The following is a 20933-nucleotide window of genomic DNA, read 5'->3' as shown; positions in this document are numbered from 1 at the left end:
ACCGGACGCGTGAGGTGGCTGCGGGCTAAAGCGCCCGTTGTCGCACGCACCCAGTGCGGTGCCCGGCGGAGTCGCCGGCGCCAATCCCAAGCAGTCACCCGACCCGCGAGCTCGCCGGTACGTCCGGCCGGCTTCCCCCACTGCAGGGGGGAAACCCGAGCTCGCGGGTCGTCTGCGTGTACGGGGACCCTCTCGTGCACGGACCCTCTCGTGCACGGACCCTCTCGTGCACGGCCCCTCTCGTGCACGGCCCCCTACGGGGTCAGGGGCAGAGGCGTTCCACGCGCCAGACGCCGGCCTCCAGGACGTAGCGGAGGCGATCGTGGAGGCGGTTCTCGTGGCCCTGCCAGAATTCCACCGCGTCGGGAACCACGCGGATGCCGCCCCACTGCGGGGGAACCGGAACCTGTTCGCCCTCCGGGTAGCGGGCCTCCAGTTCCGCGTAGCGGCGGTCCAGCTCCGCGCGGGAGGCGATCACCGTGGACTGTTCGCTGGCCCAGGCGCCCAGCTGGGAGCCGTGCGGGCGGGAGCGGAAGTACGCCGCCGTCTCGTCCCGGCCGATCCGGGAGGCCGTGCCGGTGACGACGACCTGGCGGGCGATGGGGTGCCAGGGGAAGAGCAGGGAGGCGAAGGGGTTGGCGGCCAGTTCGCGGCCCTTGCGGGACTCGTAGTTCGTGAAGAAGACGAAGCCGCGCTCGTCGAACTGCTTCAGCAGGACCGTGCGCGTACTGGGCCGGCCGTCGGGGGTCGCGGTCGCGACGACCATCGCGTTGGGTTCGAAGACGTTCGCCTCCGCCGCGTCCCGGAACCAGCGCGCGAACTGGCCCATCGGCTCCCCGGCGAGGCTCTCCTCGGCGACGAGCTGGGAACGGTACTGCTTGCGCATGTCGGCAGGGTCAAGGTGCTGATCGGTCACCCGGCCATCCTGCCGCAGTGGGGCGTCCGCGACTGTGCCGTATGTCACGCTTCCCCGCGCCAAGCGGAACGGACAAAATCTTGGGGCCGGTCCGACGGTCCCGAACGGATGACCATCGGCCGTGCCGGGCATCAACGGGGATGACCGCGCCGGACCGCGAATCACGCCGGGAGCCGCGCGTGTTCGCACTATTTGAGGAGCCGCCTGATGTCCGACTTCGTACCCGGTCTCGAGGGAGTCGTCGCGTTCGAAACGGAGATCGCCGAACCCGACAAGGAGGGTGGATCGCTGCGGTACCGGGGCGTCGACATCGAAGACCTCGTGGGCCACGTCTCCTTCGGGAACGTCTGGGGCCTGCTGGTCGACGGTGCCTTCAACCCCGGTCTGCCGGCCGCCGAGCCCTTCCCGATCCCGGTGCACTCCGGTGACATCCGGGTCGACGTGCAGTCCGCGCTCGCCATGCTCGCCCCCGTGTGGGGCCTGAAACCGCTTCTCGACATCGACGAGCGGACCGCGCGGGACGATCTGGCGCGGGCGGCCGTGATGGCGCTGTCGTACGTCGCCCAGTCGGCGCGCGGCCAGGGCCGGCCGATGGTCCCGCAGAGCGAGATCGACAAGGCCGAGTCCGTGGTCGAGCGGTTCATGATCCGCTGGCGGGGCGAGCCCGACCCGCGCCACGTCAAGGCCGTCGACGCCTACTGGACCTCGGCCGCCGAGCACGGGATGAACGCCTCGACCTTCACCGCGCGCGTCATCGCCTCGACGGGGGCCGATGTCGCGGCCGCCCTGTCCGGGGCGGTGGGCGCCATGTCCGGGCCGCTGCACGGCGGGGCGCCCTCGCGCGTCCTCGGCATGATCGAGGAGATCGAGCGCACCGGCGACGCCGTGGCGTACGTGAAGAAGGCCCTCGACAAGGGCGAGCGGCTGATGGGCTTCGGCCACCGCGTCTACCGCGCCGAGGACCCCCGCGCCCGCGTGCTGCGGCGTACGGCCAAGGAACTGGACGCCCCGCGCTACGAGGTCGCCGCCGCGCTGGAGAAGGCCGCCCTGGAGGAGCTGCACGCGCGCCGTCCCGACCGGGTGCTCGCGACGAACGTGGAGTTCTGGGCCGCGATCATGCTGGACTTCGCGGAGGTCCCGGCGCACATGTTCACCTCCATGTTCACGTGTGCCCGTACCGCCGGCTGGTCCGCGCACATCCTGGAGCAGAAGCGCACGGGCCGCCTGGTGCGTCCCTCGGCCCGCTACACCGGGCCGGGCGTGCGCAACCCGCGCGAGATCGAGGGATACGGCGACATCACGGACATCTCCGCCACCGGCTGACCGCACCCGACGCCGGCTGCCCCCGCACAGGGCCGCCGCCACCGTGCCGCAGGGCGCCGCATCCCCTCGGGGGTGCGGCGCCCTCGGCGTTGCGGTGGCCGCCGATTCAGCCGAGCTCGGAGTCCAGGATCCGGGCCCATTGCGCGACCACCCGGGCCCGGCGGGCGGTGTCGTCGGTGAGGACGTTGGCCAGGCCCAGGCCGCGGGCCATGTCGAGCAGGCCCTGCACGGTCTCCCGTACGCCCGGTACGGACTCGTCCGCGCCCAGCAGTTCCACGGCCATGCGGTGCGTCTCGCGGCCGACGCGGGCCTCCAGCTCGGCCACGCGGGGGCGCAGCTGCTCCTCGTGGGAGGCCGCGACCCACAGCTGGAGGGCGGCGCGGAACATCGGGCCGGTGTACAGGTCGATGAGCGCCCCGACCACATCGGCGCGGGCCGCGGCGGTGCCGCCGCGCGGGAACAGGTCCAGGAGGGCGGTGGAGCGCACCTCGGCCATGTACTCGACGGCCGCCGTGAACAGTTCCTCGCGCGTACGGAAATGGTGCTGGGCCGCGCCGCGCGAGACACCGGCGCGCTCCGCGACCACGGCGACGGTGGATCCCGCCCAGCCCTGCTCGGCGAGGCAGGAGACGGCCGCCTCCAGGAGGTGGCGGCGGGTCACGCGGCTGCGGGCCTGCTTGGGCCCGCTCTCGGTGGTCACCGCAGCCATGACGGGTCCCGTCGCTCGAAGCGGGCGCTGATGCCCTCGCGGGCCTCCGGGGAGGCGAAGTGCCGGGCGGACAGCTCGGCGAGTGCGGCCCCGTCCCGCTCCAGGGCGGCCCGTACGGGGGCGTTGACCAGCCGTTTCGTCGCGGCCAGGGCCTCGGGGCCGGCCTTGCGCAGGCCGTCCAGGACGGGGGCGAGGAGCGTGTCGAGCCCCTCGGCGTCCTGCGCGTCCGTGCCGTGGAGGGTGAGCAGTCCGATGCGGGTGGCTTCGGCGGCGTCGAAGACCTCGGCGGTCAGGAAGTAGCGGGCGGCGGCGCGGGGGTCCAGACGCGGGAGCAGGGGCGCGGAGATCACGGCCGGGACGACGCCGAGGTGCGTCTCGGTGAAGGCGTACGTGGACCCCGGCCCGGCGGCGGCGATGTCGCAGACCCCGAGCAGCCCGAGGCCGCCCGCGCGGACGTGGCCGGTGACCCGGGCGACGACGGGCCGGGGGAGTTCGGCGATCTCGCGGAGCAGGGCCAGGAAGTCGGCGGGGTCGCAGGGGGACTTGAGGTCGGCGCCGGCGCAGAAGGTGGTGCCGGTGTGGGTGAGGACCACGGCCCGGGTGGCGGCGTCGGCCGCGGCGGTGGCCAGGGCCGTGCGGAGTTCCTGGACCAGGGGGGCGGAGAGCGCGTTGCGGTTGGCCGGGGAGTCGAGGGTGAGGGTGGTGAGGCCGGGCGTTCGCGCGGCGTGGACCAGTGGGGGCATGTCTCCTCCGGAGGGGGTGGTCGGCTCGGTCTGTACCCCTCCGGGGAGGGTATGCGGGCCGCCTGCGGCAAGCCCGAGCGGGGCGAACCCCCCACTGCGCCCCTTGCCGCTGCGCGGGGCCCGCCCCCACCCGCAGCCCGGGCTGCGGGTGTGCCGCTGCGCGGGGCGGAGTTCCCCTACCCGCCCTTCCACCGTTCCCCGGGCGCTGCCCGGACCCCCTGGGGCAAGATCCAGCCCCTCCGGCGTTTGAGGAGCGGGGGTCCGGGGGCCGGCCCCCGGCAACGGCGCCGCACGCCGCAACGGGGTCCGGGGCGCAGCCCCGGGGAACGGGCGAAGGGCGGGTAGGGGACCTCGCCCCGCAGGGACCACCCACCCGCACCCGCCCACCCGCACCAGGATCAGGCGGCCGTGGTGGGCCACGCCGACCCACCACCGCCGGACGGAGTCCGGCGCAGCGACACGAAGCCCGCGCAGCGGTGCGAGGGGCGCGTCAAGAAGGGGGGCCCGCGCAGCGGTGCGAGCTCCGCGTCAAGAAGGGAGGCGGCTCAGTAGGACTTGGGGAGGCCCAGGGTCTGGTGGGAGATGAAGTTGAGGATCATCTCCCGGCTGACCGGGGCTATCCGGGCCACCCGGGAGGCGACGATCAGGGCGGCGAGGCCGTACTCGCGGGTGAGGCCGTTGCCGCCCAGGGTGTGGACGGACTGGTCCACCGCCCGGACGCACGCCTCCCCCGCCGCGTACTTCGCCATGTTCGCCGCCTCCCCCGCGGCCATGTCCTCCCCCGCGTCGTACAGGTGGGCCGCCTTCTGCATCATCAGGCGGGCCAGTTCGAGGTCGATGTGGGCGGCCGCCAGGGGGTGCGCGATGGCCTGGTGGGCTCCGATGGGGGTCTTCCAGACTTGGCGGGACTTCGCGTAGTCGACCGCCCGGGCGAGGGCGTAGCGGCCCATGCCGATGGCGAAGGCGGCGGTCATGACGCGCTCGGGGTTGAGGCCCGCGAAGAGCTGGAGCAGTCCCGCGTCCTCGTCGCCGACCAGCGCGGAGGAGGGGAGCCGCACCTCGTCCAGGACCAGCTCGAACTGCTTCTCCGCCGCCTGGAGTTCCATGTCGATGGGGGTGTACGCGAATCCGGATGCCTCGCGGGGGACGATGAACAGGCAGGGCTTGAGGCTGCCCGTGCGGGCGTCTTCGGTGCGGCCCACGATGAGGGTGGCGTCGGCGATGTCCACGCCGGAGATGAAGACCTTGCGGCCGGTGAGGATCCAGTCGTCGCCGTCGCGGCGGGCGGTGGTGGTGATGCGGTGGGAGTTGGAGCCGGCGTCGGGTTCGGTGATGCCGAAGGCCATGGTGCGGGTGCCGTCGGCGAGGCCGGGGAGCCAGGCCCGCTTCTGTTCCTCGGTGCCGAAGCGGGCGATGACCGTGCCGCAGATGGCGGGCGAGACGACCATCATGAGGAGCGGGCAGCCGGCGGCGCCGAGTTCTTCGAGGACGATGGACAGTTCGGCGATGCCGCCGCCTCCGCCGCCGTACTCCTCGGGGAGGCTGACCCCGAGGTAGCCCAGTGCGGCCGCGTCCGCCCACAGTTCGTCGGGGTGGCCGCCCTCGCGGGCGACGCGGGCGAGGTACTCGCGGCCGTATTTGCGGCCGAGGGCGGCCACCGCCGCGCGCAGAGCCCGGTGTTCTTCGGATTCGACGGTCGTGGTGCCTGGGGTGGAGCTCATGCTTCCTCCTGGACTACGGCGAGCAGGGCGCCGAATTCGACCTGTTGGCCGGTGACGGCGTGGAGCGCGGTGAGCGTGCCGGAGGCGGGCGCGAGGATGCGGTGCTCCATCTTCATGGCCTCCAGCCAGAGCAGGGGCTGCCCGGCGGTGACGGGGCTGCCGGGGGCGAGGCCCTCGGCGACCCGGACCACCGTGCCGGGCATGGGCGCGAGCAGGGAGCCCGGTTCGGTGCGGTCCTGGGGGTCCTCGAACCGGGGGACGGGGGTCAGGGCGTGGGCTCCGAGCACGGAGTCCACGTAGGCCGTGTTCGATTTATGTTTCACGTGGAACAGCCGTCGGACGCCGTCCACTTCGAGGGTCACCAGGTGCCGCGCGGCGGACAGGACCCGTACGCCGGGGTGGTCCAGGAGCTCCGGGGTGCCGGTGCGCGACGGGTGGTACCGGACCTCGTACTCCGCCCCGTCCGCCCCGCCCGCCGTGTACCGGCGGCTCTGCGGCTGGGAGCGGAGGTTGCGCCAGCCGCCGAGGCGGGTGGCGAGCGGGGCGTCCGGGGCGGGGGCCGAGTCGGCGAGGGCGGCGGCGAGGGCGCTGAGCACGGGGGCCCGGTCGTCCGGGCCGGCCGCGGTGAGGGCGGGCAGGTGGCGCTCGTAGAACCCGGTGTCGAGCCGGGCCGCCGCGAACTCCGGGTGCCGCAGGGAGCGTACGAGGAGCTCGCGGTTGGTGGTCAGCCCGTGGATCCGGGCTCCGGCCAGGGCGTGGGCCAGGGCACGGACCGCCTCGGCGCGGGTCGGGGCATGGGCGACGACCTTGGCCAGCATGGCGTCGTAGTGCACGGAGACGGTGTCCCCGTCGGTGAAACCGGTGTCCACGCGGACCGTGGAGGGGACGTCGAGGGTGTGCAGGACTCCGGTCTGCGGACGCCAGTCGGCGGCCGGGTCCTCGGCGTAGAGGCGGGCCTCGACGGCGTGTCCGGCGGGCGCGGGAGGGTCCAGGGGCAGGGCGGCGCCCTCGGCGATCCGCAGTTGCAGCGCGACGAGGTCGATCCCGAAGACGGCTTCGGTGACGGGGTGTTCCACCTGGAGGCGGGTGTTCATCTCCAGGAAGTACGGGCGGCCGTCGGCCGTGACGAGGAACTCCACCGTGCCCGCGCCCTCGTACGAGACCGCTCGGGCGGCGGCCACGGCCGCCTCGTGGAGCGTGGTGCGCAGGCCTTCGGGGAGACCGGGCGCGGGGGCTTCCTCGATGACCTTCTGGTGGCGCCGCTGGAGGGAGCAGTCGCGGGTGCCGAGTGCCCAGACGGTGCCGTGGGAGTCGGCGAGGACCTGCACCTCGACGTGGCGGCCGCGCTCCACATAGGGCTCGGCGAAGACCTCTCCGTCGCCGAAGGCCGACAGGGCCTCGGCGGAGGCCGCTTCGAGGGATTCCTTGAGGGAGTCGAGGTCGCGGACCACCCGCATCCCGCGGCCGCCGCCGCCCGCCGCGGCCTTGAGGAGCAGCGGGAGGTCGGCGGTGGTGGCCGCGTGCGGGTCCACGGGGTCCAGCAGCGGGACCCCGGCGGCTCGCATCAGTTCCTTGGCCCGGGTCTTGGAGGCCATGGCCTCCATCGCCTCGGGCGGCGGGCCGACCCAGGCGAGCCCGGCGGCGCGGACGGCGCGGGCGAAGTCGGCGTTCTCGGAGAGGAACCCGTAGCCGGGGTGGACGGCGTCGGCGCCCGCGGCGAGGGCGGCCGCGATGACCAGGTCGCCGCGCAGGTAGGTCTCGGCGGGGGCCGCGCCGGGCAGCCGTACGGCCGCGTCGGCCTCGCGGACGTGCAGGGCGTCGGCGTCGGGGTCGGAGTGGACGGCGACGGTGGCCAGGCCCAGCGCGCGGGCCGTACGGAAGACGCGGACCGCGATCTCGCCGCGGTTCGCGACGAGGAGGGAGGTCAGGGGGGTCTGTGAGGCAAAAGGGGTCTGGCTCTGGGTGGGATTCGTCATGTGCGGGCTCACATCCGGAAGACGCCGAAGCCGCCACGGGCGCCCTCGACGGGGGCGTTGTGGACGGCCGAGAGGCACAGGCCGAGGACGGTGCGGGTGTCGCGGGGGTCGATGACCCCGTCGTCGTACAGCCGTCCGGACAGGAACATCGGCAGGGATTCGGACTCGATCTGCGCCTCGACGAAGGCGCGCATGCCGGCGTCGGCCTCCTCGTCGTAGGGCTGTCCCTTCGCGGCGGCGGACTGCCGGGAGACGATGGACAGCACGCCCGCGAGCTGGGCGGGGCCCATGACGGCGGACTTGGCGCTGGGCCAGGCGAAGAGGAAGCGGGGCTCGTAGGCGCGGCCGCACATGCCGTAGTGGCCGGCGCCGTAGCTGGCGCCGATGAGGACGGAGAGGTGCGGGACCTTCGAGTTCGACACCGCGTTGATCATCATCGAGCCGTGTTTGATGATGCCGCCCTGCTCGTACTCCTTGCCGACCATGTAGCCGGTGGTGTTGTGGAGGAAGAGGAGCGGGATGTCCCGCTGGTTGGCGAGCTGGATGAACTGGGCCGCCTTCTGCGATTCCGCGCTGAAGAGCACCCCCTGGGCGTTGGCGAGGATGCCGACCGGGTAGCCGTGCAGGCTCGCCCAGCCGGTGACCAGGCTGGTGCCGTACAGGGGCTTGAACTCGTCGAAGTCGGAGGCGTCGACGATCCGGGCGATGACCTCGCGGGGGTCGAAGGGGGTCTTCAGGTCGGCGGGGACGATCCCGAGGAGTTCCTCCGGGTCGTGGAGGGGTTCCTCGGCGCGCGCCGGATCGGGCTGTGCCTTGCGGTGGTTGAGGCGGGCCACGACGCGACGGGCCTGGCGGATGGCGTCCTGCTCGTCGAGGGCGTAGTAGTCGGCGAGGCCGGAGGTCCGGGCGTGCATGTCGGCTCCGCCGAGGGACTCGTCGTCGCTCTCCTCGCCGGTGGCCATCTTGACCAGCGGCGGGCCGCCCAGGAACACCTTGGAGCGGTCCTTGATCATGATCGTGTGGTCGGACATGCCGGGGATGTACGCGCCTCCGGCGGTGGAGTTGCCGAAGACGACGGCGATGGTGGGGACGCCGTCGGCCGAGAGCCGGGTGAGGTCGCGGAAGATGGCGCCGCCCGGGATGAAGATCTCCTTCTGGGAGGGGAGGTCGGCGCCGCCGGACTCGACGAGGCTGATGCAGGGGAGCCTGTTCTGGCGGGCGATCTCGTTGGCGCGCAGCGCCTTCTTCAGCGTCCAGGGGTTGGAGGCGCCGCCGCGGACGGTGGGGTCGTTGGCGGTGACCAGGCATTCGACGCCCTCGACGGTCCCGATGCCGGTGACCATGGAGGCGCCGACCGGGTAGTCACTGCCCCAGGCGGCGAGCGGGGACAGCTCCAGGAACGGGGTGTCCGGGTCGAGGAGCAGCTCGACGCGCTCACGCGCGAGGAGCTTGCCGCGGGTCTTGTGCCGGGCGGTGTACTTCTCCCCGCCCCCGGCGAGGGCGGCGGCGTGCGCGGCATCGAGCTCGGCGAGCCGCTCCAGCGCGGCGGTACGGGCCTGCGCGTGCTCGGGGGCGAGCGGGTCGACGGCACTCTTGAGGCGGGTCACGGGGTCCCCTCCGGGGCGGTGGTGGGTACGGGGGGCTCCGCGGGCGGTTGCGCTGCTGCCGGGGGCTCCGTTGGGGGCCGCAGCAGGGCTGCGGGGGCCGCCGCGGGCGGGTGGGGCAGGGCTGCCGGGGCCTCCGTGGACAGCTGCAGCAGGGCTGCGGGGATGTCCACGTGGCGGGAGCGGAGCCATTCGCCGAGGGCCTTGGCCTGGGGGTCGAAGCGGTGGCCGGAGGCCACGCCGTCGCCGAGGATCCGGGTGACGGTGAAGTTGAGGGAGCGGATGTTCGGGAGTTCGGCGCGGCTCACCTCCAGTGGGGCCGTCTCGGGGAGCAGCGCCTTGAAGGCTTCGACGGTGAGGGCGGTGCGCAGCCACTCCCAGGCGGGGGCCGTCTCGGCCCACAGCCCGACGTTGGCGTCCCCGCCCTTGTCCCCGCTGCGCGCCCCGATGAGCGCACCGAGCGGCACCCGGCGGGTGGGCGGCACCGGGTCGGGGGTGGCCGGGGCGTGCGGGTCCGGCGTGGCCGGGGCGTGCGGATCCGGCGCAGCCGGCGCGTAGGCGTCCCGCGCAGCCGGAGCATGCGGATCCGGCGCACCCGGCGCGTAGGCGTCCCGCGCAGCCGGAGCATGCGGATCCGGCGCACCCGGCGCGTAGGCGTCCCGTGCAGCCGGAGCATGCGGATCCCGCGCAGCCGGCGCGTACGCGCCCCGCGCAGCCGGAGCATGCGGATCCGGCGCAGCCGGCGCGTACGCGTCCCGCGCAGCCGGAGCATGCCCGTCCTGCGGGGTGGGCCCCGCGGGGATGCGGGCGGCCGCGTCCAGCGGGAGCATCGTGCCGTCCGGCATGACCGCCCTGTGGGGGACCTCCGCGGCGGGGATCTCGGTCGCGCTGAAGACCCCGTACGGCTGGGCCGGTGACGGCGGGGCCGTGACGTGGAAGCCCGGATAGCTGGCCAGGGCCAGCTCGATGGCCGCCGAGGTCAGCGCGCGGCCCACCCGGTCGGGGGACGGGTCCCGGACCACCAGGCGCAGCAGCGCGCTCGCGGTCTCCTCGGTCGGGGCGTCCTCGTGGTCGGTGCGGGACAGCGTCCAGGCGGCGGAGGCCACCGAGGACAGCAGCGGGGCCAGCTGCGCGCGCACCAGCGCCGCCTTCGCGTCCACGTCCAGGCCCGTCAGGACGAAGACGACCTCGTTGCGCCAGCCCCCGATGCGGGTCACGCCCACCTTCAGGGTGCCGGGCGGGGCCTCCCCCAGGACCCCGGAGATCCGGACCCGGTCCGTGCCCGCGTCCGACAGCCGGACCGTGTCCAGGCGGGCCGTCACGTCGGGGCCGAGGTAGCGGGCTCCCTGGGTTTCGTAGAGGAGTTGCGCCGTGACCGTACCGACGGAGACGACTCCGCCCGTGCCCGGGTGCTTCGTGATGACCGAGGAGCCGTCCTCCGCGATCTCCGCCAGCGGGAACCCGGGGCGGGACACGTCGTGCCGGGTGAAGAAGGCGTAGTTGCCGCCCGTGGCCTGGGTGCCGCACTCCAGTACGTGGCCCGCCACGACCGCCCCGGCCAGCCGGTCGTGGTCGTCCGGCGCCCAGTCGAACCACCAGGCCGCGGGCCCGCTCACCAGCGCCGCGTCCGTGACCCGGCCGGTCACCACCACGTCGGCGCCCGCCCGCAGGCAGGCCGTGATCCCGGCGCCGCCCAGGTAGGCGTTCGCGGTGAGCGCGCCCTCCCCGGACGGGAGAGGGGACGGCAGCGGGTGCGCCATCAGGTCGTCGCCCTCCACGTGCGCGACCGCGACCGGCACGGACAGCTTCGCGGCCAGCGCGCGTACCGCTCCGGCGAGTCCCGCCGGGTTCAGGCCGCCCGCGTTCACCACGATCCGTACGCCCCGCTCGTGGGCCAGGCCCAGGCACTCCTCCAACTGGCGCAGGAAGGTTTTGGCGTAGCCGAGTTCCGGGTTCTTCAGCCGGTCGCGGCCGAGGATCAGCATGGTCAGCTCGGCCAGGTAGTCCCCGGTCAGCACGTCGAGGGGGCCGTCCGTCAGCATCTCGCGCAGGGCGGAGAAGCGGTCCCCGTAGAAGCCCGACGCGTTCCCGATCAGCAGGGGGCGCCGGGTCACCGCGAGGCCCCCGGCGTACGGCCCGGGCCCGCCGGGCCCGCGAAGGCCTGGGCGATGTCGAGCCAGCCGTCGGCATCGGGGCCGGTCGCCGTCAGGGCCAGGTCCGCGCGGTGCGCGCGCTGGGTCACCAGCAGGCAGAAGTCGAGCGCCGGCCCGGTGACCCGCTGCGGCGCGTCCTGCGGCCCGTACGTCCACACCTCGCCCGGAGCTCCCGGAGCCGCCAGCTCCACCCGGAACTCCCCCTCCGGCGCCGGCAGGCCCCGTACGGCGTACGCGTAGTCGCGCGCCCGCACTCCGATCCGTGCCACGTGCCGCAGCCGGGCCGTCGGTACGCGGCGCACGCCGAGCGCGTCGGCGACGTCCTGGCCGTGCGCCCAGGTCTCCATCAGGCGGGCGCTCGCCATCGAGGCGGCCTTCATCGGCGGTCCGTACCAGGGGAACCTGGTGTCGGGCGAGGCCGCGGCGAGGGCCTCGTCGAGGGCGGTACGGCCGCTCCGCCAGCGGGCGAGCAGCTCGGCGGGGTCGAGTGCGGCGCCCTCCTCGGCGCCCGCGTCGACGAAGGAGTCGGGGGCCTTCAGGGCCTCCTCGACCAGCCCCGCGAAGGCGACGGCATCGGTGAGCGCGAGCAGCGCGGCACGGTCGGTCCAGTGCAGGTGGGCGATCTGGTGGGCGAGGCTCCAGCCGGGTGCGGGTGTGGGCTTCGCCCAGTCGGCGGCGGGCAGTTCCCCGACCAGGGAGTCGAGTTCCCGGCCCTCCTCGCGGAGATCGGCGAAGACGGTGAGGACGTTCTCGACAGCGGACGGATCGGGCACGGGTGCGCTCCCCTTCTCGGCGTGAGGGGAAGCGTGGCAGCCGTCAGGAAAACAATCAAGCGTGCTTGCATTTATTTTTGGAAAGCGAACGGGGGTGGGCTGGAGGGGATTTGGGCGCGGCCGGCGTCCGGGGCCCCGCTTGCGCGTCGCCCGCCTCCGCGGCGAGGATCCCCGTCACGGCCGAGCTCAAGTCGGGGACGAGACGGGGACGGGGACGGGGACATGGACGGGGACATGGACGTGTACGAGGACGAGGACGGAGGCGTGCTCCCGGGCGCCGTCAAAGCCGTGATGTTCGACTTCTCCGGGACCCTCTTCCGCGTCGAGCCCACCGAGGACTGGCTGCGCGCGGTCGTGGCCGACAGCGGCACCGATCTGCCCGAGGCCGAACTCATCGCCCTGGCCGCCCTGCTCGAAGAGGCCGGCGCCCTGCCCGGTGGAGCCTCGCCGCGGCGGCTGCCGGCCCGGCTGGAGCCGCTGTGGCGGGAGCGGGACCTGAGCCCCGAGCAGCACCGGGCCGCCTACACCGCCCTCACCCGGGAGGTGCCGCTGCCCTCCCCGGAGCTGGCCGACGCCCTCTACGCACGGCACTGAACCCCCGCGGCCTGGCGGCCCTACCCCGACACCGCCGCCACGCTCGCCGCCCTGCACGCACGGGGCGTACCCGTCGCCGTCGTCAGCAACATCGGCTGGGACCTGCGCCCCGTCTTCCGGGCCCACGGTCTCGACCGGTTCGTCGACGCGTACGTACTGTCCTTCGAGCACGGAGTCCAGAAGCCCGATCCCCTCCTGTTCAGGGCCGCCTGCGAGGCTCTCGGGGAGGCGCCCGCACGCGTGCTCATGGTCGGCGACGACGCCGTCGCGGACGCCGGGGCCGCGGCGCTGGGGTGCCCGGTCCGGCTGGTCGAACACCTGCCGGTCGAGCAGCGGCCGAACGGGCTGAGCGCGGTACTCGGGCCGCTCGGCCTGCTCGGGCCGCCCGGGCGGCTCTGACGGCTGCGACGGCTTCGAGGGCTGCGACGGCTCCAACGGCTCTGCCGGGCGCCGGACTCAGGAGGCCGCCCGGCGGCTGAAGTCCATCGTCCAGTTGTGGACCCAGCTCGCGCCCTCGTCCGCCGAGAAGAACTGCTCCCACCACGGGGAGTCCGTCGCCGTCCGCGACCACACGAACCGCACCCGGACCGCCTTGCCCCCGTAGGTGTCCTCGCCCTCGAAGACTCCCGTCCCCGTCGCCGCGTCGAACCCTCCCGCGACGGGCGGGAAGAGCGTCCCCGTCCGGCGGCTGCCCCAGTTCAGGGTCCACTGCTCGCGCTCGGGGTCGTAGAGGCGCAGGGTCAGCCCCGCGAAGCCCTTCGTCGGGAACTCGATCTCGTCGAAGTTCGCGGCGCCGTCGAAGTGGCGCGTGCACCGGGACACCGCCGGGAACTCCTCCCATCCGCTGTCCGCGTCCAGGAAGTCCGCGAGCCAGCGGTTGGTGACGTCCCAGGTGCCGACGAAGAAGTCGAAGTCGTTCATGTGCGGTCTCCCAGAAGAGTGTTCTCTACAGCCGTTCTCCGTGCTGACGGGGGAACCGTAGGAGGACTCCACTGACATCCTGTGTCAGTGAAGGGCACATGAAGTCGAGCCGACTGCTCTCGATCCTGCTCCTGCTCCAGACCCGGGGCCGGATGACCGCCGCCGAGCTCGCCGCGGAGCTGGAGGTGTCGGTCCGTACGGTCTACCGCGACGCGGAGGCGCTGGCCGCCGCCGGCGTCCCGCTGTACGGCGATGCCGGGCACAGCGGCGGCTACCAGCTCCTCGACGGCTACCGCACCCGCCTCACCGGGCTCGCCCCGGGCGAGGCGGAGGCCCTCTTCCTCACCTCGATGCCCGGTCCGGCCGCCGAACTCGGCCTCGGCCGGGCCCTGTCCACCGCCCAGCTCAAGCTGCGCGCCGCCCTGCCCGCGGAGCTACGTGCGCAGGCCGACCGGATGCGGCTGCGCTTCCACCTGGACGCTCCCGGCTGGTACGCGGAGCACGAGGAGACCCCGCACCTGGCGCGGGTCGCCGACGCGGTGTGGCGGGGGCGGGTCGTCGAGGTCCGCTACCGGCGCTGGAAGGCGCCCCACGAGGTGGACCGGCGGCTGGCCCCGTACGGGCTGGTCCTGAAGGCGGGACGCTGGTACCTGGTCGCGGGCACACCGGCGGAGCCGGGCACGGCCGCCGAGCCGGGCACGGCCGCCGAGCCGCTTGCGCCGACCCCCGCCGGCCCCCCGTACACCTACCGGGTGGACCAGATCCTGGCCGTGCGCGAGACCGGCGAGGAGTGCGCGCTCCCCGAGGGCTTCGAGCTGGCCGCCCACTGGCGGCGCGCGCAGGCCGAGTTCCACGAGCGGCTGCATCCGGAGGAGGCGCGGGTACGGGTCTCCGCGCGCGCGGCCGCCCGGCTGAGCGGCGCCCAGGCCAGGGCCCTGGCCGCCACCGGGACCCCGGACCCCGAACGGCCCGGGTGGACCCGGGCGGTCCTGCCGATCGAGTCGCAGGACCACGCGGAGGCACAGTTCCTGGGGTTCGGCGCGGAGGCGGAGGTGCTCGCCCCGCCGGCCCTGCGCCGCCGCATCGGAGCGGCCGCGGCCGCGACGGCGGCCCGCTACGGGACGGCGGGGACGGGAACCGGCACGGGAACCGGCACGGGCACTGGCACTGGCACTGACACCGGCACCGGCACCGGCACCGGCACCGGCACCACCGTGGGTGACGGTTCGCACACCTGTGGGTGAGGCCTTCCCTCCGGCGCGGGCGGCTGGGATGCTCCGCGCATGACGACTCGTCGGATGTACTTCGCGACCGCCGCCCTGAGCGCCCTCGCGCTGGGCGTGGCCATCGCCGGCGGCTGGGGCCAGGACTTCCCGGACGGGGACCGGCCGACCGGGACCAAGCCCGGGACGACGACCGGTACGGCGCGCGTCGAGGCGAACGTCCAGCACGCGGACGTCGCGCCCCCGACGGTCGGCCCGGCCGGCGACATCATCTGGAGCTGAGCACCGGCCCGTCATGGCCTGAACTCGCCCCACCCCTCCCCACGCCACACCCCAAACCGCCCTGAAACAACGGGAGTCGGTATACCGTCGGCGCCGACCACGTCGGGCACGAGGTACGGGGCACGGGAGCTGGAGCGGCATGAGTGTCGACGTTCGCTATCGGGTGGAGCGCATCGCGCTGGCCCTGATGTCCATATCGGGCGTCGTGGTCCTGATCGCGGACCTCTTCGGATGGCTCGACGCGCTCGCTCCCGGCGGCGCCCTCCCCAAGGTCACCCTGCTGATCCTGAGCACGGTCACCGTCTTCCTCCTCCTGGAGATCGACCGCCTGCGCAAGCTCGACGTGGTCGAGGCCCATGTGGTCCGGCTCGACGACACCCTCCGTTCGCAGGTCGCCCGGCTCGACAGCAGCTTCCAGACGCAGCTCGCCAAGCTGGACATCGACACCGTCGCACAGCAGCTCAAGCAGGAGAACTACCTCGGCGTGATCCGGGTGCACGCGGAGTTCCCCGACATGCAGTTCAACGGATTCGTCGAAGGGGCCACCCAGGAGGTGGCCATCCTGCAGACCTTCATCCCCAACCTGGAACACCTCCAGCCCGCGCTGGAGAAGGCGCTGGTGGACCACGGCGTACCGGTGCGCATCATGCTGCTGTACCCGTCCTCCCCCGTGGCGGGCCTGCGCGACGAGGCACTGCGTTCCGTACGGGACCCCGCCCTCGCGCTGGACGTGAAGGCCCGGGTGGAGATGTGCCTGGCCGGCCTCGCGGAACTGCACCGGGGGGTCGGGCCGGCGGGTCGGGCGCTGCTCAGGGTGCGGGTGTACAACTCCCTGCCGTCCATCGCCGTGCACAAGGCCGACGAGCACTTTCTGGTCAGTTCGTTCCTGCACCGCCAGCTCGCGGTCGACTCCGCCCAGACGGAGATCGACGGCAGCGACAGCACGATGGGACGGCAGGTCCAGCGGGAGCTGGACACCTTGTGGGAGATCGGCCGCGACGTGGAGCTCGCCGACTGGCGCGAATCCCTCAGGAACATCAGCTGGTGATCCAGAGGGCTTCGTACGGAGATCCGGGCGGAGTCCCGTACGGAGACCCGCGCGGAGTCCCGTACGGAGACCCACCTGCAGATCCACGGAAAGGTACGGCCATGCACGACCTGCACGAGCTGCACGAGCTGGACGGGTTCGAGAACGGGCTCATCGAGCGCTTCGAGCGGCATCCGGTCCTGGCGGACATCACCCGGCTGCCCGAGGAGGACTTCACCGCGCTCCTGCTCCAGCGGCGCTTCGTATCGCTCGCGTTCACCCCGTCCTACGACCTGGCCATCGACCTGCTGCGCGACGAGGAGGGGCTGCGGATCGCCCGGGTCATCCTGCGCGAGGAGTACCCCGGTGCACAGGGGCACGCGCCCTCGCACCGCGAGGACATGACCGAGGACCTGCGGCGGCTCGGAGTGTCCAGGCAGGCCCTGGTGGCGTCGAGGCCCACGGCCGCGACCCGGCGCGCCATCACCGACACCCTCGAACTGATCGCGGACGCGGGCGGCCACGACGACGCCGACCTGCGGCTGCTGGCCTTCCTGCGGTTCTGGGGCGAGGTGCTGGTCTCCGTCGAGTACGGGCGGCTGTGGGAGCGCATGGGGCCGCGGTTCACGGCGGAGGGCGGCGGCCGGAACCGTTCGCGGTTCTACCATCCGCACCTGGTCCACGACGCGAAGACGCATTCGCTCGCGACGGTGTCCCTGCTGTCCGACACCCACTCCGACCGGCTCGCCGCGCGGGTGACCGAGCTCCTCGGCCGGGCGGAGGGGGCGGCCGGAGCCGCCGCCTTCAGGGAGACCGAGGAGCGGGCGCTCCTGCTCAAGAGCGGCTTCTACGATCAGTTCGGCTGAGGGCTCCGAGAGCGGGTCCGCGGACCGGTCTTCGGACCGGTCTTCGGGCGGGTCTCCCGGCGCGTCTGCGAGCGGACCGCGCCCATGCTCGCCACGATGACCAGCGCGATCGCCGCCGCGTCGAGCACCGACAGTGCCTGGTTCAGGATCAGGAACCCGGCCGTCGCCGCGATCGCGGGCTCCAGGCTCATCAGGATCGCGAAGGTCGGCGCCGGGAGCCTGCGCAGGGCCAGCAGCTCCAGCGTGTAGGGCAGCACCGAGGACAGCACCGCCACGCCGAGGCCCAGGAGCAGGGTGCCGGGGCGCAGCAGGGCCGAGCCGGCCTCGATCACGCCGAGCGGCAGGGACAGTACGGCCGCCACGGCCATCGCCAGCGCCAGCCCGTCGGCCTGGGGGAAGCGGCGGCCGGTCCGCGCGCTGAACACGATGTACGCCGCCCACATGCCGCCCGCCGCGAGGGCGAAGGCCACGCCCAGCGGGTCGAGGCCCCCGAGGCCGCCTCCGCCGTGGGTGGACAGCAGGACCACCCCGGCGAGCGCCAGCCCGGCCCACAGCAGGTTCAGCAGCCGGCGGGAGACCACGACGGAGAGCACCAGCGGGCCGAGCACCTCCAGGGTGACGGCCGGGCCGAGGGGGATCCGGTCGATGGCCTGGTAGATGAACCCGTTCATGCCGGCCATGGTCACGCCGAACCACACCACGGTCGACCAGTCGGAGCGGGAGTACCCGCGCACCGTGGGCCGGCAGACGAGCAGCAGCACCAGGGCGGCGGCGGCGAGGCGCAGCGTGACCACGCCGGCCGCGCCCGCCCGCGGCATGAGCATCACGGCGAGGGCGGCACCGAACTGCACCGATACGCCCGCGGTGATCACCAGGGCGACCGGGCCGAAGCGGGCCCGGAAGGAGCCGTCGGCGGGGGCGGCGGCCGGGACGGTTGCCGTCGCTTGCGCGGGAGCGGTGCTCGTGGGTGAGGAGGGTGCGGGCATTTATCCAGATTAGGGGGTGCGTAAGGAGCGTGCTTCCGTGTTTTGCCTTACATCTCGTGTACGTCCGGTTCCGGCCGGGCCTCCGGCGGCCCCTCCTGCGGGTCCTCCTGCCGGTCCTCCGGGAGGCCCTCCGCCAGGAGTTCCGCCAGGTGGCGGGCCCGGCCGCCGGCCAGCTGCGCGATCTGGGTCCGGCAGGAGAACCCGTCCGCCAGTACCTCGGTACCCGGCGCCGCCGCCCGCAGCGACGGCAGGAGCTGTTCCTCGGCGCAGGCCACGGAGACCTCGTGGTGTCCGGGCTCGAAGCCGAAGTTGCCCGCGAGGCCGCAGCAGCCTCCGCTGAGCTCCCCCGTCAGCCCGGCGCGCTCGCGCAGCCGGCGGTCGGGGCCGTCGCCGAGGACGGCGTGCTGGTGGCAGTGGGTCTGGCCGGCGACCGGCCGGTCGAGGCGGGGCGGCTGCCAGTGGGGGGCGTACTCCTCCAGGGTCTCGGCGAAGGTGCGGACGGCCGCCGCGAGACGGGGTGCGCGGGGGTCCTGCGGGAGCAGGGCGGGCAGATCGGTGCGGAGCGCTGCCGCGCAGCTCGGTTCGAGGACGGTGACGGGGCCCTGCGGGTCGCCCACGGCGTCCAGGGTGCGGCGCAGGACCCGGCGGGCGGTGTCGAGGCGGCCGGTGGAGAGGTAGGTCAGCGCGCAGCAGACCCGCCCGGCCGGCACCACGGGCTCCAGGCCGGCGGCCCGCAGGACCCTCACGGCGGCGTGGCCGGCCTCGGGCGCGAGGTACTCCGTGAACGTGTCGGGCCACAGGGTCACGACGGCCCCGGCCCCAGGCCCGGGCACGCCCTGCGGGGCTGGGTCCCCTGCCCGCCCTTCCACCGTTCCCCGGGGCTGCGCCCCGGACCCCCTGGGGCTCCGCCCCAGATCCCGCGCCTTACACGCCGGCCCATCCAGCCCCTCCGGCGTTTGAGGAGCGGGGGTCCGGGGGCCGGCCCCCGGCAACGGCGCCGCACCCGGGGACGGGTCCGGGCGGAGCCCGGGGAACGGGCGAAGGGCGGGTAGGGGACCTGACCCCGCGGAGCGGACCATCGCGCGCCACCCGCGGGTGAACGGGGTCCGGGCCAGCCGGGGCAGGGGCCGGGACCGTTCCAGGCCCGGGAGGCGGAGGAAGCGGGACAGCAGGTTCACCGGGCCGGCCAGCCGCAGGGCGGCGATCAGGCGGAGCCACCCCGGCAGCCCGCCCAGGGCGTAGTGGGAGAGCGGGCGCAGCCGGCCCGCCCAGTGGTGGTGGAGGAACTCCGCCTTGTAGGAGGCCATGTCGACCCCCACCGGGCAGTCGCTGCGACAGCCCTTGCAGCCGAGGCACAGATCCAGCGCCTCGGCGACCTCCGCCGACCGCCAGCCGCCGGTCACGATCTCCCCCGCGAGCATCTCGTGCAGCAGCCGCGCCCGCCCCCGCGTGGAGTGGCGTTCCTCCCCCGTGGCCCGGTACGACGGGCACATCACCCCCAGCCCCCCGACGTCCGTCGAGCGGCACTTGGCGACGCCGACGCACCGCGCCACCTCTCCCGCGAAGGGCAGGGACGGCGGGAGCACCGAGAAGCGGAGGTTCTCGTCGAGGCGGGCCGGGCGGACCAGGATTCCGGGGTTCATGCCGCCCGCCGGGTCCCAGACCCGCTTGTAGGACGCGAAGAGCCCGATCACCTCGGGCCCGTACATCCGCGGCAGCAGCTCCGCCCGCGCCTGCCCGTCCCCGTGTTCCCCGGACAGGGAGCCGCCGTGCGCGACCACCAGGTCGGCGAGGTCCGAGGAGAAGGCCCGGAAGCGGGCCACACCGGGCCCGGTGACCAGGTCGAAGTCGATCCGTACGTGCACGCAGCCCTCGCCGAAGTGGCCGTACGGGGATCCGCGCAGCCCGTGCTGCGCCAGCAGGGCGCGGAATTCCCGCAGGTAGGCGCCGAGCCGGGCGGGCGGTACCGCGCAGTCCTCCCACCCCGGCCAGGCCATGGTCCCGTCGGGCATCCGGGTCGCGGTGCCCGCCGCGTCCTCGCGGATCCGCCACAGGGCCCGCTGCGCCGCCGGGTCGGTGAGCAGGAGGGTGTCCACCGCGTCGGAGGCCCGGAGCAGGGCCCGGGCCGCGCCCTCGTCGCGCGTCTCCGCGAACAGCCAGGCCCCGCCCCGGGGAAGTCCGGCGGCAGCCGGGCCGACCAGGTCGGCGGCCATCCCCTCCACGGTCAGCGGCCCGAACGGCAGCAGGCCCGCCGCCGCCTCCGCGGCCGCGCTCTCGTCGGCGTACCCGAGGACGGCCAGCGCCGGGGCGGCGGGCCGTTCCACGAGCCGTACGACCGCCTCGGTGACCACGCCCAGCGTGCCCTCGCTGCCGCAGAACGCCCGGGCGACCTCCACACCCCGTTCGGGGAGCAGCGCGTCCAGGCCGCCGTAGCCGGAGATCCGCCGCGAGAAGCCGTCGGCGGGGCCGCCCGCCATGCCGGTGCGCAGGGCGGCCAGGTTCCCCGACACCAGCTCCCGCAGCCCGGCGGGGGCACCGTCCCAGCCGGTGGCGAGCCGGTACGGGGAGCCGCCGTACGCCGTCACCGCCAGTTCGGCGACGTTGTCGGCGGTGGTCCCCCAGGCCACGGAGTGGGCCCCGCAGGCGTTGTTGCCGATCATCCCGCCGAGCGTGCACCGGGAGTGCGTGGAGGGGTCCGGCCCGAAGGTCAGCCCGTGCGGGCGCGCCGCGTCGCGCAGCCGGTCCAGGACCAGGCCGGGCTGGACCACGGCGGTGCGGGCGGCCGGGTCCAGGGAGACCAGGGCGTTCATGTGGCGGGTGAGGTCCAGGACGACGCCGATGCCCGTCGCCTGGCCCGCGATGGAGGTGCCGCCGCCGCGCGGGACCACCGGCACCCCCGCCTCGGCGCACACCGCGAGGGCGGCGGCCACGTCGTCGGCATCGCGCGGGCTGACCACGCCGACCGGGACGCGCCGGTAGTTCGAGGCGTCCATCGTCGTCAGGGCCCGGGCGGCGGCTCCGAAGTCGACCTCCCCGCGCAGGTTCTTCCGCAATGTCCGTTCGAGTTCACCGGGTGAGGTCACGGCGGACAGCCTCCCACCGCCTTCCGCTCGTCC

16 protein-coding genes and 1 pseudogene are annotated in these 20933 nt (G+C 74.2%); 6 read left to right on the top strand and 11 right to left on the bottom strand.

Annotated elements, in window-relative coordinates; genetic code table 11:
* Positions 1-262: 262 nt before the first annotated feature.
* Complete coding sequence (gene pdxH / locus ACWCP2_RS15800; RefSeq protein ID WP_450909140.1) at positions 263-886, bottom strand: pyridoxamine 5'-phosphate oxidase; 624 nt, start codon at positions 884-886, stop codon at positions 263-265.
* 237 nt (positions 887-1123) lie between these two features.
* Between pdxH and ACWCP2_RS15795 the strand changes: the two genes are divergently transcribed.
* Positions 1124-2239, top strand: a complete 1116-nt coding sequence (locus ACWCP2_RS15795; protein WP_450909139.1) for a citrate synthase 2 — start codon at positions 1124-1126, stop codon at positions 2237-2239.
* Positions 2240-2345: 106 nt separating this feature from the next.
* Here the strand turns inward: ACWCP2_RS15795 and ACWCP2_RS15790 are convergent, their stop codons facing one another.
* From ACWCP2_RS15790 to ACWCP2_RS15760, 7 genes are all read right to left on the bottom strand, one after another.
* A complete protein-coding gene (locus tag ACWCP2_RS15790; RefSeq protein ID WP_450909138.1) occupies positions 2346-2948 on the bottom strand; it encodes a TetR/AcrR family transcriptional regulator in 603 nt (200 codons plus the stop codon).
* Positions 2936-3691 carry an enoyl-CoA hydratase family protein gene (locus ACWCP2_RS15785; RefSeq protein WP_450909137.1) on the bottom strand — a complete coding sequence of 252 codons (756 nt, stop codon included), beginning with the start codon at positions 3689-3691 and terminating at the stop codon, positions 2936-2938. Before ACWCP2_RS15785 ends, ACWCP2_RS15790 begins: the two co-directional genes overlap by 13 nt.
* Before the next feature lie 545 nt (positions 3692-4236).
* The gene (locus tag ACWCP2_RS15780; protein WP_450909136.1) at positions 4237-5412 is read right to left on the bottom strand and encodes an acyl-CoA dehydrogenase family protein; all 1176 of its coding nucleotides are present in this window, start codon (positions 5410-5412) and stop codon (positions 4237-4239) included.
* Positions 5409-7388, bottom strand: coding sequence for an acetyl/propionyl/methylcrotonyl-CoA carboxylase subunit alpha (locus tag ACWCP2_RS15775; RefSeq protein WP_450909135.1), 1980 nt, complete (start codon positions 7386-7388; stop codon positions 5409-5411). The genes ACWCP2_RS15780 and ACWCP2_RS15775 overlap by 4 nt, the downstream gene beginning before the upstream one ends.
* A gap of 8 nt (positions 7389-7396) precedes the next feature.
* Positions 7397-8995: an acyl-CoA carboxylase subunit beta gene (locus ACWCP2_RS15770; RefSeq protein WP_450909134.1), complete on the bottom strand. Its 1599-nt coding sequence runs from the start codon at positions 8993-8995 to the stop codon at positions 7397-7399.
* Positions 8992-11106, bottom strand: coding sequence for an acyclic terpene utilization AtuA family protein (locus tag ACWCP2_RS15765; protein WP_450909133.1), 2115 nt, complete (start codon positions 11104-11106; stop codon positions 8992-8994). The genes ACWCP2_RS15770 and ACWCP2_RS15765 overlap by 4 nt, the downstream gene beginning before the upstream one ends.
* The gene (locus tag ACWCP2_RS15760) at positions 11103-11918 is read right to left on the bottom strand and encodes a TIGR03084 family metal-binding protein (protein ID WP_450909132.1); all 816 of its coding nucleotides are present in this window, start codon (positions 11916-11918) and stop codon (positions 11103-11105) included. Before ACWCP2_RS15760 ends, ACWCP2_RS15765 begins: the two co-directional genes overlap by 4 nt.
* A 234-nt stretch (positions 11919-12152) precedes the next feature.
* Here ACWCP2_RS15760 and ACWCP2_RS15755 point away from each other — a divergent pair.
* Positions 12153-12911 (top strand): annotated as a pseudogene (locus ACWCP2_RS15755) (HAD family hydrolase).
* Positions 12912-12968: 57 nt separating this feature from the next.
* Here the strand turns inward: ACWCP2_RS15755 and ACWCP2_RS15750 are convergent.
* Positions 12969-13433 carry a hypothetical protein gene (locus tag ACWCP2_RS15750; RefSeq protein ID WP_450909131.1) on the bottom strand — a complete coding sequence of 155 codons (465 nt, stop codon included), beginning with the start codon at positions 13431-13433 and terminating at the stop codon, positions 12969-12971.
* Positions 13434-13531: 98 nt separating this feature from the next.
* Here ACWCP2_RS15750 and ACWCP2_RS15745 point away from each other — a divergent pair, with 98 nt between their 5' ends.
* The 4 genes from ACWCP2_RS15745 (at position 13532) to ACWCP2_RS15730 (ending at position 16831) form a co-directional block, all read left to right on the top strand.
* Positions 13532-14677, top strand: a complete 1146-nt coding sequence (locus tag ACWCP2_RS15745) for a helix-turn-helix transcriptional regulator (RefSeq protein ID WP_450909130.1) — start codon at positions 13532-13534, stop codon at positions 14675-14677.
* Between the two features lie 39 nt (positions 14678-14716).
* Positions 14717-14938 carry a hypothetical protein gene (locus ACWCP2_RS15740; RefSeq protein WP_450909129.1) on the top strand — a complete coding sequence of 74 codons (222 nt, stop codon included), beginning with the start codon at positions 14717-14719 and terminating at the stop codon, positions 14936-14938.
* A gap of 139 nt (positions 14939-15077) precedes the next feature.
* Complete coding sequence (locus ACWCP2_RS15735; RefSeq protein WP_450909128.1) at positions 15078-15986, top strand: hypothetical protein; 909 nt, start codon at positions 15078-15080, stop codon at positions 15984-15986.
* Positions 15987-16087: 101 nt separating this feature from the next.
* Positions 16088-16831 (top strand): hypothetical protein, encoded by a 744-nt coding sequence (locus ACWCP2_RS15730; RefSeq protein WP_450909127.1) that lies wholly within the window; start codon positions 16088-16090, stop codon positions 16829-16831.
* Here ACWCP2_RS15730 and ACWCP2_RS15725 read toward each other — a convergent pair.
* Positions 16819-17817, bottom strand: a complete 999-nt coding sequence (locus ACWCP2_RS15725; protein ID WP_450909126.1) for an EamA family transporter — start codon at positions 17815-17817, stop codon at positions 16819-16821. The two genes, ACWCP2_RS15730 and ACWCP2_RS15725, sit on opposite strands and share 13 nt — an antisense overlap.
* A gap of 47 nt (positions 17818-17864) precedes the next feature.
* Complete coding sequence (locus ACWCP2_RS15720) at positions 17865-20900, bottom strand: FAD-linked oxidase C-terminal domain-containing protein (protein WP_450909125.1); 3036 nt, start codon at positions 20898-20900, stop codon at positions 17865-17867.
* Positions 20901-20933 lie beyond the last annotated feature (33 nt).

The sequence above is a fragment of the Streptomyces sp. NPDC002104 genome (assembly GCF_053593795.1).
This window is presented reverse-complemented; position numbering and strand designations above follow the sequence as displayed.